Origin of the sequence: Streptococcus oralis, assembly GCF_001075875.1 — a bacterium.
GTDB lineage: Bacteria > Bacillota > Bacilli > Lactobacillales > Streptococcaceae > Streptococcus > Streptococcus oralis_I.
On sequence record NZ_JUOS01000115.1, the window covers coordinates 1 to 13,143 of the forward strand.

Consider the following 13,143-nt stretch of genomic DNA (forward strand, 5'->3'; position numbering starts at 1 on the left):
TGGTAAAATCTAGCTCAATTTGTGTATTTTTAGGGTAAAATTCACACCATTCAACTGAAATTGATTCAAATTAGATGAAATTTTGTTTTCTGTAAATGTGGGAAAACATTGATTTTAAGCGGATATTGAAACTTATTCAAATAAAAGTGTTTCCAACCAGGTCTTAAGAAAGCTCGTAAAGCATCACAATTTAGTAAACGTTAATTCGAAAGAATTACTATACTTACAAAGAGCACCTTTCGGGGTGTTCTTTTTTATTGATATCTTGTAGATTTATAATTAGAAATCTCCTTGAATGGTATCGGGTAAATGAAAAGATTCGGAGATCATATCCTATTTCTTCGTACTTTAGTCTAATACCTATAATGTAAAAAACTCTAGCTATCAGGTAGTTGATAGTTAGAGTTTTTTTCTATTCATATGATTTAATGAGATTAAATAAGGCTTCTACTTCTGATGACAGTGTAGCTGATTTGAGATAAGCATAATAAACTGTAAATGTTATCTGGTCCTCCGGTATTAGAGGGATTTTTATTAAATCATCATCTTCATCAGAAAGTGCGATATCAGCTAGTAAACTAAGGCCAATCCCTTTCTTTAAAAGTTCTTTAATGATGACAATATCGTCACTCTTAAAGAATATTTCTGCCTTGTTTTGATGCTTTTGATTAAGTAGTTCAAAAGCTTTCAGGTGAACAAAGTGTTCGTCTAAAAGTATAAAGGATTGATCTACTAAATCTTCAAAAGTGAGGGAAGGAGCAGTAGCAAGAGGATGGTTCTTAGATAAAACGACATACAGTTCTTTATGAAAGAGTTCATGCGTCTCTATTGAAGGATGATTGAGTGGTTCAATCAAACCTAGTAGGCTTGCATCAAGGTCTCCCTTGAGGAGAAGATTTAATAACTCTACGGAGCCACCGCGGATAGGGCGTACTTTTTTTAAAAAATCGAATTTATCTTTTTCGTTTAAGGCAGCAAAGAGATACTGAATGATAATAGGAGGGAATCCTACAGTAGAGTATTGGGCCAAGGAACGATTGATTTCTTTGCGAGTAGAAATAACCTCAGGTAAGATCTTTTCTGTATGCTTTAGAAGGATCTGCCCTTGAGGAGTTAGTTTGAAGGAACGATGTGAAGGATCATGGTAAATCAATTTGCAATTAAAAGATTCCTCTAAGCGCTTGATGGCATAAGAAATAGATGGCTGGCTGACTTTATGTTGTTTTGCTACTTCCGTATAGGATTGAAGCTGGCAGAGGTCATAAAAATATTGTAGATCTTTTAAATTCATATGGGCTCACTTTCATTAGTTGGAGAAGGAAAATAAGTGGAAATCACCAGATAAACACTTTTTATCCGTATCCTACAATTTGACTATACGAGTATTCACCGGTTAAAATGTAAGTGAGTCAGGGATATCAAAGGTTATCTAAGATACTTTCAAAAATGACCAACATCTTTTCTCGTTTATCAATAGGGAGCTGTTTAATCTTCATGTTGATTCTTTTGAGTGAAAGATTGTCGGTCTTATCAGAGGTTGATTCAAGGCTATCAAAATTGAAAAATTCCTCTGGGGTCATCTCTAGGGCGACAATCACTTTTTCAAGACTGTGAATGGTCAGATTCACATTTTGGTTTTCAAGTTGATTGATATACTTAAGCCCAAGTCCTGCTTGTTCCGAAAGTTCTTCCTGGCTCATTTTTTTCTGTGTTCGAAAATATTTCACTTTTTGGGAAATATATTGTTGTAAATAGTTTTTATTCGTCATATAAATAGAATACAAGTTTTGTATGACAAAAAAACATATTAAAAAATACAAAGTATTACATAGCAAACTTATATAATTTTTATTTTAATTCGGATTGTCAATTTGTATGATTAGTTTCTTTTACTCGAAACTTTTAGGAAAGAGTGATCATCGAGAGTTTTATGAGTTCAGAACTTTATAAAAAATAACACCTTAAAGTGCCATTAACAATAGTGTTTTAAGTATAAAAGAGCTTATTAGAAAATTGTCTTCGTAGACTCATTATAACATATGCGTACACGATTGTATTTTTTAAACGACAAAGTTTTCCAAACAATTCATTTTAGGTGGTATAATAGGAGTAAAAAGGAGGTTGCACTATGACTGCACATGATATTTTAAACAACCCTTTCCTCAATAAAGGGACTGCCTTTACCTTAGAGGAGCGAAAGGAACTAGGTCTTATTGGTTTACTGCCACCATATGTTCAAACGATTGAAGAACAAGCGGCGCAAACTTATGCACAAATGCAAACAAAAGCCAATGATTTGGAAAAACGTCTTTTCCTAATGGAAATTTTTAATACCAACCGAACTCTTTTCTATTACCTCTTTTCTCAACATTTGGAGGAATTCAATCCAATTGTATACGATCCAACCATTGCAGATACCATTGAAGGCTATAGTGACCTCTTTGTAGATCCACAATATGCGGGATATCTTGATATCAATCATCCTGAAAATATTGAAGCCACTTTGAAAAATGCTGCTGGGGATCGCGAGATTCGTCTCATTGTTGTAACAGATGCAGAAGGAATTCTTGGAATCGGTGATTGGGGAACAAATGGTGTCGATATTTCTGTTGGGAAATTGATGGTCTACACGGGTGCTGCTGGAATCGATCCTTCTATGGTCCTTCCTTTAGTTATTGATGCAGGGACTAACCGTGAAGAACTTCGTAACAACCCTAACTACTTAGGGAATCGTCACGAACGGGTTCGCGGTGAACGTTACTACGACTTCATTGACCAATTTGTTCAAACAGCAGAACGTCTCTTTCCTAAACTTTACCTTCACTGGGAAGACTTCGGCCGCTCGAATGCTGCCAATATTCTTGAAAAATACCGGAAACAAATTCCAACTTTTAATGATGATATTCAAGGTACAGGAATCGTTACCTTGGGTGGTATCTTTGGTTCACTGGATATTAGTGGTGAAAAATTAACAGATCAAGTTTATCTCTGCTATGGTGGTGGTACTGCGGGTGCAGGAATTGCCTCTCGTGTTCTTCGTGAAATGGTGAATGAAGGTCTTTCTGAAGAAGAAGCCTATAAACGTTTCTTTATGGTTGATAAACAAGGTCTTCTCTTTGCTGACATGGATGACCTAACCCCTGAACAAAAACCGTTTGCTAAGAAACGTGCTGACTTTAGTAATGCAGACAAGTTGACTGATCTGCTTGAAGTAGTGAAGACTGTGAAGCCAACCATTCTTGTAGGAACTTCGACTCAGCCTAATACCTTCACTAAAGAAATAGTAGAAGCTATGTGTGAAAACACAGAACGTCCGATGATTTTCCCTTTGTCAAATCCAACCAAACTAGCAGAAGCTAGTGCCAAAGATTTGATTGAATGGTCAGATGGCAAAGCTTTTGTCGCAACAGGAATTCCTGCTGATACAGTTTCTTATAAAGGTGTCGACTATGTGATTGGTCAAGCCAATAATGCCTTGATTTACCCAGGTCTTGGTCTAGGTATGCTGGCTTCTGAAGCAAGTCTTTTGACTGATGAAATGATTGGAGCAGCAGCTCATTCATTGAGTGGTATTGTCAATCCAGGCCAACCAGGAGCTCCTGTCTTGCCACCGTTCAAATATGTAGCAGGTGTTTCTATTAAAGTAGCAGAAGCAGTCGCTAAAAAAGCACAAGAGCAAGGTCTTGCGCGTGCTAAGGAAACAGATATGGCCAAAGCAGTTCGTGATTTGAAGTGGTATCCAGAGTATAAATAATTCATTGTTGCTGTCTATCCTTTGCTAGCGACAGATTTGTATGGGCTGTGGACTTAAGTAATTTAGAAAGGATACCTATGTCACTCTTGTTAACCTCGATTACGAGTATTATTCCGATTATCGCTATCATTGTTTTGGGGTATATTCTTCAGGTGAAGGGATGGTTTGGAGATGCCTTTGGACCTAACCTATCTCGTTTGATCATGAATGTAGCCTTGCCAGCGTCAATCTTTGTGTCGGTGATGAAATACCTAACACTAGATAAGCTAATCAGTCTTTCTGGAGGTCTCCTTTATACATTTGTGGCCTTTATCTTGGGCTATATCGTAGCTTATATTGCAGTTGTGGTTTTCAAGGTTCGTCCAGGACGGCGAGGAACCATGATTAATACTTTTGTGAATGCCAATACTATTTTTATTGGTTTACCTTTAAACGTTGCTCTTTTTGGGGATCAGGCTCTTCCTTATTTCTTAATTTACTATATCACCAACACGATTTCCACCTGGACATTGGGCGTGTATTTGATGACGAGTGACAGTAAATCGGGTCAAAGCAAGGAGACAAGTAAATTTGACTGGAAGAAATTGCTGCCAGCTCCGCTTGTAGGTTTTCTTGTGGCTCTGCTATGTTTGATTCTTCGAATCTCTATTCCAGACTTCGCAACGAATACCTTGACTTATGTTGGAAATATCGTCACTCCCCTATCTCTGATTTATATTGGTATCGTTCTTGCAAAGGCAGGCTTGAATACTATTACTTTTGATAAAGATACAATTGTCACTTTAGTTGGACGCTTTATCCTAGCTCCTCTAATCATGCTTCTTGTATTGAAGTTCTTTGCGCCAAATATGGCGACAGTAGAATTTAAGACCTTTATGATTCAGTCCGCTACACCAGCTCTAGCTGTTCTCCCAATCCTTGCTAATCAGGGAAAAGGAGATGTGGAATTCTCTACGAATGTGGTGACTCTAAGTACGGTTCTATTTATCGTTGTTATTCCAATATTACAAACTTTATTAGGATGAGAAGGAAGAGGATAGGATTGAAAGTTTTGCATTAAGAAATTTCACTATTATAGATACATCTATTCCTATTTCTTGAAATCAAAATCGGCAGAAACTCTTCGGACGTTTCCTATCAAGCGCTTTTGAGCTGTCCTAAAAGCCAGACTTTTCAAACTAGGATTGAAAAAAGCTCGTAAAGCATTACAATTTAGTAAACGTTCTTCGAAAGAATGACTATATTTACAAAGAACACCTTTCGGGGTGTTCTTTTTTAATCCTCAATAGAGAGTTAACCCCCAAAAATCACACCACTAGCCTTTGTCTTATACAATTTCTTCCTAGTATAAGTTTAGTATGATATAATTAAATGCGAATAATTTAAAGGAGTTATAAATGAAAATAGGAAAAAGCATCAATTGGATTTTGATTCTGTTAAGTTGTTTAATTGCTATAGTACTGATAAGTTTTATGCTCTTCTTTAATCATAAGAAGCAAGATGTAGAAGCAGTAAATGCTACAACAGAACAGGTTTCTGCTACTAGTACGACAGCGACTAGTACAACAACCACTAGTTCAACGACTACTCAAGATAGTGTTATGACTACTGAGGAAAAACCTTCGACACAAGAAGAGCAAACGAATGCTGAGTCACAAAAAATAGATGAGCAAGCCATTCTAAATGGAGATTTCTCTACTCTAGTTGGAACATGGAGAAATGGACTTGGGCAAGAGTTTACATTCGATAAAAATGGACTAGTGAATAGTGGTAACATTGAAAAAGTGAGTCTAGGTAACGATGGGAGTATTAACTTTAGTGTTAGAAGTGGGAATACAGGATTTGGTATGAGTGTTTATCCTGCGGGAACTACTATGAAGTGGGTTGATTCTGATCCAAGTAAAAATAGGCTTATTGCTGGTCAAGCTGCTCCAACTAGTTCAGAACAAGTCTTTTATAGAGTAGACTAAATGATTAACCATCTCATTAAATTTGAGATGGTTTTCTTCTTTATTTGTAAGTCAGTATCATTTTATGGAGATGAAGTAAGTAGGGTTCAAAAATAGATTTTTCCACTAGACATTCGTCTACTTTTTATTCTTTTCCATAAAGGTAACGACTGGCAATTAACCAAGTAGCAATATACATTATCACGTTAACCAAAAATGCGACAACGATGACTATATTCCAATCATGGGATAAATTAGTAGTTACAATCCCCATAATTGTTGTACCAAAAAGTCCACCAATCTGTTTGTTAGCGTTTAGAGTTGCACCAGCAATTCCAGATAATTCTTGACCAGCAGCTTCCATAAGAATGGTTGTAGTTGCTGGAGTTAACACTCCGATACCTAGACTCATTAAAGAAAATAAAGGAATTAGGATGTATAGTTGAATTTCATGAAAAAGAACTCCAATTCCAAAAATTCCTGCTGCTCCTACAATGGCAAAAATAATTGAGACAGTAGCGAGGCTTCCCACGGAAAATCGTTTTACAGCACGTGCGTAAAATAAATTACCAATAATTAAGACAATCATTCCTGGTAGAATGAGGAGTCCAGAAACCATTGAGGAAAGGTTTAAATAAGTTTGAAAATAGAGTCCTAGCACCAAAACAATGCCATATAGTGAAATGTTAACTACTAAACCTAATAGATTAGAGACAATAAACTTAGCATTTTTTAATAGTTGGTGGGGAACAATAGGTGCTTTACTTTTTTTATCGTGGACTACTAAACCAATAGCAAATAATATAAATATGAGAAGAAACAATAAAAGATTTGAGTTACTATAACCATATTGATTCCCTTCAACAAGGTAAATAACTAGACTTCCGATAGTTGTAACCAGAAATATATTACTAAAGATATCAATTCTGGTCTTTAGATTGGCAATATTATTTTTCACGAGAAGTAATATTGAAATTACTGTCAAAATTCCAAATGGAATATTGACTAAGAAAATACCCCTCCATCCGAAGTAGTTAATAATTAGTCCACCAATAAAAGAACCAGTACCGGTTGCAACAGAAATAATTGCTGTCCAGATTCCTAACATACGTGCTCTTTTAGTAGAATCGGGGTATGAAATGAATAAAAGTGCTAATGAACTTGGCATGAACAAAGAAGCACCGAAACCTTGAATGAATCTAATTATAATTAATGTTTCAATATTTGGTGAAACAGAGCACCCTAACGAGGCAAGTGTAAAAATTGTCATTCCAATTAATAAAATTCGTTTAGCACCATATTTTGTTGTTAAATTTCCTGAAAGTAGGAGCAAAGACCCTAAAGCTAGTGTATAGGCATTAATAATCCAAATGGATTGCTCTAATGAGACGCTCATAGCTGTTTCGATATGAGGAACAGCAAGAACCACTCCGGTTGTATCTAGGACCGCCATAATGTATCCTAGCGAAAGAATAAAAAGTAGATAAGCTGGCGCTTTTGTATTTGTTTTTTTCATCAAGCTTCCTCCGTTATTTCATCAAACCAATTTTTATTTATCAATCAAAAGCAATACATTTAACTTTCTGAAAATATTTTACTTGAGTATATCCAGTACCAAGGTATCTTCCACCAGCGCGACAGAGAATATCTTTGATACGGTCAAACTTAGTTATAATATTCATAGTAATTTCCACTTTCAAGTGATATAATTAGCTTATCATGTAATTATTTCTGAAACAAGAAGGGAAAAAAAGTATAGTAACTATCAAAAAAGGAGGAAACGAATGGAGACTTGCAAGATGCAACCTTTGAAAAAAACAATTTGTCCAGCAAGAAGGGTCTTGAATTTACTAAAAGGTAAATTTACTCTTGAGATTTTATCTGAAATTATTGATGGTAATATACATTATGGTAGTCTTTTGCGTAGTGTAGAAGGTATTAATCCGAGAATATTAGCTCAACGGTTACATGATTTCGAGAAAGAAGGTATTTTATCAAGAAAAGTTTTACCGACATCGCCTCCACAGGTTGAATATAAAGTGACAAAAAAAGGTATTGCCCTAAGAAGTATCGTTGAAGAAATGAAAAAATGGGAGCAAACTTATGGTGATTAGATTGAATTTGCATAATTTATTACTAATATTTTTCTATAAATAAAAAATGTAATTATGAAAGATTTTGTAACCTTGTTAATCAAGGCAATGTAAAACACTAGTTCAAATGTGTGACTAGAGTTTGTGGGCTCTATAATTTTTTGTAGTGGATAAAACCATAGGTAAAAATAGGAAAAATAAAAAATCATCTAAATTGAACTGCCCCCCAAAAGTTAGACAGAAAAAATCTAACTTTTGGGGGCGTTCTTTTTTGTATTACTAGATAATTATATTCGTTATACCTCAACATTCCCACTAGACAGTCGTCTGCTTTTTTTATATAATAAAAATAAACCAAAATGGTTGAATTTTTAAAAATAAAGTCAACCTGCAACGAAAGCATCAGACTAGGAGGTAAAATATGTACCAACCAGAAAAACTCAAGGCTCGGAGAAAAGAGTTAAAGCTAACACAGAAAGAAATTGCAGAGAAGCTTGGCATTAGTTTTCAGGCTTATTCGGCTTGGGAACGTGGAGTCAAGGAGCCTTCCGAAGAAAAAGTTAAACAGCTAGAAGAGATTTTAAAAGTACCAAAAGGCTATTTTACTCAAATCGAAATTGTCCGTCTCTATAACAGCCTTTCCAATCAAGGGAAAGAGAAGGTGGTGGTCTATGCTCGCGACTTGGCTCAAGAAGAACAAGCCAAGAAGGTGACTGTTATTTCAGAAAAACTCTACGAGTATCATGTCTACGAACGCATGTCAGCTGGGATTGGTGCTTCAGTTTATGATGATCGAAACTTTGACACGGTTTACTTTAATGAGGAACTAGCTCACGATTTTGCTTCCTGGGTCTCTGGAGATTCTATGGAACCCAAATATCAAAATGGATCAGTAGCTCTGATTCGAGAGACCGGATTTGATTATGACGGTGCTGTCTATGCAGTGGTTTGCAATAACCAGACCTATATCAAACGGGTCTATCGAGAAGAGGAAGGCTTGCGTCTGGTTTCCATCAATCCTAAATACAAGGATATTTTAATTTCTTACGAAGAAGATCCGCGGATTGTGGGTATTATCGTGGGCAATTTCGTACCCATGGAGGGATAGTCTATGGGCTACTTTGATTATTCCAGAGAGCCCAAAAGTGATATTGCCTTTGTCGATATGAAGTCCTTTTATGCTAGCGTTGAGTGTGTAGAAAGAGGACTTCATCCCCTCAAAACCTCCCTTTGTGTCATGAGTCGGGCGGATAATTCTGTTGGGCTGATTCTTGCCTCCTCACCTATGTTTAAAAAGGTCTTTGGAAAAGCAAATGTTGGCCGTGCCTATGACCTCCCCTTTGATATTAAGACGCGTAAATTTTCCTACTACAATGCCAAAAAACAAGGCTTACGGACAGACCCAGCCTATGTGAGATTTATCGAAGACTGGGCTCGGGAGACCGTCATTGCCCCTCCTCGGATGGATAAGTATATCGCAGTCAACATGGAAATTCAGCGCATTTTCCAGAATTATGGCAGTCCAGATGATATTTATCCTTATTCAATTGATGAAGGCTTTATTGATCTAACTAGTTCGCTTAATTATTTTGTTCCGGACCAGCAGATTTCTCGTAAAGATAAGCTGGACATGCTTTCGGCTCGTATCCAGAGAGATATCTGGCGACAGACCGGGATTTACTCGACGGTCGGCATGTCGAATGCCAATCCTCTGCTTGCTAAGTTGGCTTTGGATAATGAAGCCAAGCACACACCGACTATGCGAGCCAATTGGTCTTACCAGGATGTGGAAGATAAGGTCTGGTCTATTCCAAAGATGACTGACTTTTGGGGGATTGGACGTCGAATGGAGAAGCGCTTGAACGCCTTAGGAATTCATTCGATTAAGGAATTGGCTAATAGCAATCCGGATGTCCTGAAGAAGGAACTTGGCCAAGCTGGACTTCGCTTGTGGTTTCATGCCAATGGAATAGACGAGAGTAATGTTCACAAGCCCTATAAAGCCAAATCTCACGGCTTAGGCAATTCGCAAATTTTACCGAGAGACTATGTCAAGCAGCGAGACATCGAAATTATCCTTCGAGAGATGGCTGAGCAGGTGGCTATCAGGCTTCGACGGGCCAGAAAGAAGACGACAGTTGTGTCTATTCATCTTGGATTTTCTAAGCAGGAACAAAAACGCTCCATCCATACCCAGATGAAGATTGAGCCGACCAATAATACCGGTCTTTTAGTCAGTTATGTACTGAAATTATTCCATAGCAAATATACTTCTGGAGCTGTCAGAAGCGTTGCCATTAGTTATTCAGGATTTGTGGACGAGTCCTTTGCTTTAATTTCCCTTTTTGATGATGTTGACAAGCTAGAAAAAGAAGAAAGGCTCCAGACTGCCATTGATTCCATTCGAGAACAATTCGGCTTTACTTCTCTTTTGAAGGCAACTGCCTTAGAGGATGCATCGAGAAGTATTGCCAGAAGTAAGCTGATCGGAGGGCACTCTGCTGGAGGATTAGATGGATTAAAATGATTGATCGCTCTTATTTGCCTTTTCAATCCGCGAGGGATTATCAAGATCCAGGCATGCAGAAGTGGATGGGCTTTTTTCTATCGGAGCATACCAGTTCACTCAGTGCAGAAAAAAATCGTGTCGATGTATCGCCTGATTTGAATCCAGTCGAGAAGTTGTTGCTACTTTCCCAGCTCTACGTCGGACGCCTAAAAGGATCTTTCGTGGTCAAGGATAAAAATCATAAAAGTACGATATTGGGTGAAGTAAGAGAATTATCTCCTCAAGAAATCTCTATTAGAACGGATGAAGGCTATCGATTAATAAGGGTAGATGATATTCTCACAATCCAACTTTGTCAGGAGGAAGTTTATGACTAGAAAAGAGTTATATGAAAACAAACTACAGATGGACTATTTTTCAGATGACTACATTCGTTTTGAGGAAGATTTCCAAAAATACTCTGCCATGAATGTACCCTTGACTTTCTTGATTGATGATATTCTGCGAACCATGGCTATCAACCAAAAGAACTACTTTGTCTTGAACAAGGAAAATGCCCAGGATGGTAGAGATCATTATTATTATTTTGAGATAGATTATCGCGTAGGATGTAGAAGTTTTCACTATAAAAAGCATGTAAATAGATAATTTGAACGCTACGACAGATGAAGTCTATATTTATTTTGAAAATAAATTACCCAGTGAATTAGCACCCCTAACAGAGAGTGCTAAAACATCATAAATTCATCAAGTGATTTCGAAAATTTTGAGAATAACGGAAAAAACGTTAAAAATGGTTGATCAGTAGATAAATATATCGATGACTATATTTTTTATCATATTGTAAAATAAAAATTTCTGAAAATTTTTTATGGATCTGAAATTTTCTCCACAAGAATACAAAGACTAGTAGATTTAAGAATGTATAGACTCCGAAAGTTAAATTTTTCGGGGGTGTAGTACAGAGGAATTCCTCCCTCTCAAAGCCTCTCTTTTGTCATGAGTTGTGTGATCTATCCTTGGATATCAAGAAATGCAAATCTTATGAACTATAATGCCAAGAAATAAGGCTTGTCAACAGATCCAAAATTTATCTAAGATTGGTTCCGAGTACTTCTGCTTATTCCTTCTAGAGATTGCAGTCAATATGGTGGAAATTTAGACCATTTAATGCAGAATAGAGAGTCCGATTTGTCATCAAAAAAACATCATTTTCTTAGTTCTTGTCATAGATTTGTAATGAAAATGTACTTTCTTTGTAAAAATCAAAATGCTATAATTCTCTAAACAATTTTCCTTGCACAGGGAGGTTATTATGAAAAAATATAGATTGTTAAAGAAAAGTTTCTTGGCGCGTATCCTTGGATTGCTGATGGTATTTCTCTTCTTATCAGCATTCACAGCACCTGAAAAACCAGACTATGGTATCTACGATCCAAATCATTATTTGACAGAGGACACTATCACACAAATTCGTGATTTGAATGAAGCTAATAGTAAAAAGGCAGAAAAGCTTCAAGTGGGAGTTTATATCGTGGACAGTTTAGAAGGAGAAAACATTGAAACGGTCGCTAATGAGACGGCTAGAGCCTGGAAGATAGGTTATTCAGGAGATAATTTTGGAAGTTTGATTGTGGTAGCTGTTCAAGATCGAAAATCAAGAGTTGAAACAAGTAATAATACCGCAATTAGAATAACAGACTACCAAACCAAGCAGATCTTGGCAGCCAGTCGTACAGATTTTAAAAATGGGGACTATAGTAAGGGAATTCTAGCGATTGCCAAAGCTTTGGATAATCAGTTTTATAAGGGAAGTGGAACCTTTTCATCTGATGAAACGTCGTTTGCAGATGCTTCCGCCAAAATCAGACGTTACTCTGATAGCATCAGTGGTAAAAAATCGAGTCGAAATAGTAGCTCGTCTAGTCATCGTAAGAACAGTGATCCTATGGACAATGTGTTCGGAGTCGGGATAATCATTTATTTCATTATCATATTTATAGCCATTATTAGAGGAGGCGGCGGTGGCCGAGGAGGAGATTCCTCTGACGGAGGATGGTGGTTTAGTGACTCATCCGATTCGGATTCATCTTGGTCAGACTCAGGTTCAGATTCTTCTGGTGGCTGGGACGGCGGAGGCTTTGATGGTGGAGGTTCATCTGATGATTGGTAATGTCAGTATAAAATTTAAAGAAATGAGTAGGTTTAGATATGAAAAATAAAGGAATCATTTATGTATTGAGCATTTTACTAGCTATTATCTTGCTGGGAGGTTGCTCGGTCGTAGGTACTTATAACGGTCTTGTCTCTGAACAGACCAAGGTAGAACAAGCTCAAGCAAATGTAGCGACAGCCCTCCAACGTCGTTCAGACTTGATTGGAAATTTGGTAGAGTCTGTAAAGGGACAAATGAACCATGAGACAGAGGTCTTCACCCAGATTGCAGAAGCACGTGCAAAAATTGGGAATGGCTCTGTTACTTCGAAGGAAAACCAAGAGGCTCAAGGTGAGTTGAGTTCAGCTATTTCACGCCTGCTTGTGTTGACAGAGAACTATCCTGAGCTTAAGAGCAATCAAAATGTGGAACAACTCATGACGGAGTTGGCTGGAAGCGAAAATCGTATTTTTGTAGCCCGCAAGGATTACAACCAGGCAGCAACTGACTACAATCAAAAATTGAGAAGCTTCCCAACTGTTCTCTTTGCTAATATGATGAACTTTAAAGAAGCAGAAACCTTCAAAGAAAGCGAAGAAGCCAAGACAGCTCCAAAGGTTGACTTTAGTACTTCTACATCAAAACAGTAGACTGGCCGTTTATTTCTAAGAATTGCAAGATCT

Annotated in this window: 13 protein-coding genes; 10 read left to right on the forward strand and 3 right to left on the reverse strand. The window is 37.1% G+C overall.

Annotated elements, in window-relative coordinates:
• Positions 1-412: 412 nt before the first annotated feature.
• On the reverse strand, positions 413-1,291 hold the full coding sequence (locus ADM33_RS06505; protein ID WP_049503904.1) for a LysR family transcriptional regulator: 879 nt from the start codon (positions 1,289-1,291) through the stop codon (positions 413-415).
• Between the two features lie 127 nt (positions 1,292-1,418).
• Complete coding sequence (locus ADM33_RS06510) at positions 1,419-1,769, reverse strand: helix-turn-helix domain-containing protein (protein WP_025168989.1); 351 nt, start codon at positions 1,767-1,769, stop codon at positions 1,419-1,421.
• Between the two features lie 359 nt (positions 1,770-2,128).
• Here ADM33_RS06510 and ADM33_RS06515 point away from each other — a divergent pair, with 359 nt between their 5' ends.
• The 3 genes from ADM33_RS06515 to ADM33_RS06525 all read left to right on the forward strand — a co-directional run bounded on the left by ADM33_RS06515 (position 2,129) and on the right by ADM33_RS06525 (position 5,724).
• Positions 2,129-3,754, forward strand: a complete 1,626-nt coding sequence (locus ADM33_RS06515) for a malolactic enzyme (RefSeq protein WP_049503906.1) — start codon at positions 2,129-2,131, stop codon at positions 3,752-3,754.
• A gap of 77 nt (positions 3,755-3,831) precedes the next feature.
• The gene (locus ADM33_RS06520) at positions 3,832-4,779 is read left to right on the forward strand and encodes an AEC family transporter (protein WP_049503908.1); all 948 of its coding nucleotides are present in this window, start codon (positions 3,832-3,834) and stop codon (positions 4,777-4,779) included.
• A gap of 372 nt (positions 4,780-5,151) precedes the next feature.
• On the forward strand, positions 5,152-5,724 hold the full coding sequence (locus ADM33_RS06525) for a DUF6287 domain-containing protein (protein ID WP_049503910.1): 573 nt from the start codon (positions 5,152-5,154) through the stop codon (positions 5,722-5,724).
• A gap of 124 nt (positions 5,725-5,848) precedes the next feature.
• Here the strand turns inward: ADM33_RS06525 and ADM33_RS06530 are convergent, their stop codons facing one another.
• Positions 5,849-7,219 (reverse strand): DHA2 family efflux MFS transporter permease subunit, encoded by a 1,371-nt coding sequence (locus ADM33_RS06530; RefSeq protein ID WP_049496071.1) that lies wholly within the window; start codon positions 7,217-7,219, stop codon positions 5,849-5,851.
• A 268-nt stretch (positions 7,220-7,487) separates the two neighbouring features.
• On the opposite strand from ADM33_RS06530, the gene ADM33_RS06540 reads away from it, so the two are divergent.
• From ADM33_RS06540 to ADM33_RS06570, 7 genes are all read left to right on the forward strand, one after another.
• A complete protein-coding gene (locus ADM33_RS06540; RefSeq protein WP_049496066.1) occupies positions 7,488-7,817 on the forward strand; it encodes a winged helix-turn-helix transcriptional regulator in 330 nt (109 codons plus the stop codon).
• Positions 7,818-8,217: 400 nt separating this feature from the next.
• The gene (locus ADM33_RS06545; RefSeq protein ID WP_049503912.1) at positions 8,218-8,904 is read left to right on the forward strand and encodes an XRE family transcriptional regulator; all 687 of its coding nucleotides are present in this window, start codon (positions 8,218-8,220) and stop codon (positions 8,902-8,904) included.
• Between the two features lie 3 nt (positions 8,905-8,907).
• Positions 8,908-10,323: a Y-family DNA polymerase gene (locus tag ADM33_RS06550; protein WP_049503913.1), complete on the forward strand. Its 1,416-nt coding sequence runs from the start codon at positions 8,908-8,910 to the stop codon at positions 10,321-10,323.
• Positions 10,320-10,682 carry a hypothetical protein gene (locus ADM33_RS06555; RefSeq protein ID WP_049503914.1) on the forward strand — a complete coding sequence of 121 codons (363 nt, stop codon included), beginning with the start codon at positions 10,320-10,322 and terminating at the stop codon, positions 10,680-10,682. The genes ADM33_RS06550 and ADM33_RS06555 overlap by 4 nt, the downstream gene beginning before the upstream one ends.
• Positions 10,675-10,953 carry a DUF5960 family protein gene (locus ADM33_RS06560; RefSeq protein WP_049503916.1) on the forward strand — a complete coding sequence of 93 codons (279 nt, stop codon included), beginning with the start codon at positions 10,675-10,677 and terminating at the stop codon, positions 10,951-10,953. Before ADM33_RS06555 ends, ADM33_RS06560 begins: the two co-directional genes overlap by 8 nt.
• 667 nt (positions 10,954-11,620) lie before the next feature.
• A complete protein-coding gene (locus ADM33_RS06565; protein WP_049503917.1) occupies positions 11,621-12,478 on the forward strand; it encodes a TPM domain-containing protein in 858 nt (285 codons plus the stop codon).
• A gap of 38 nt (positions 12,479-12,516) precedes the next feature.
• Positions 12,517-13,110, forward strand: coding sequence for a LemA family protein (locus ADM33_RS06570; protein ID WP_000790850.1), 594 nt, complete (start codon positions 12,517-12,519; stop codon positions 13,108-13,110).
• Positions 13,111-13,143 lie beyond the last annotated feature (33 nt).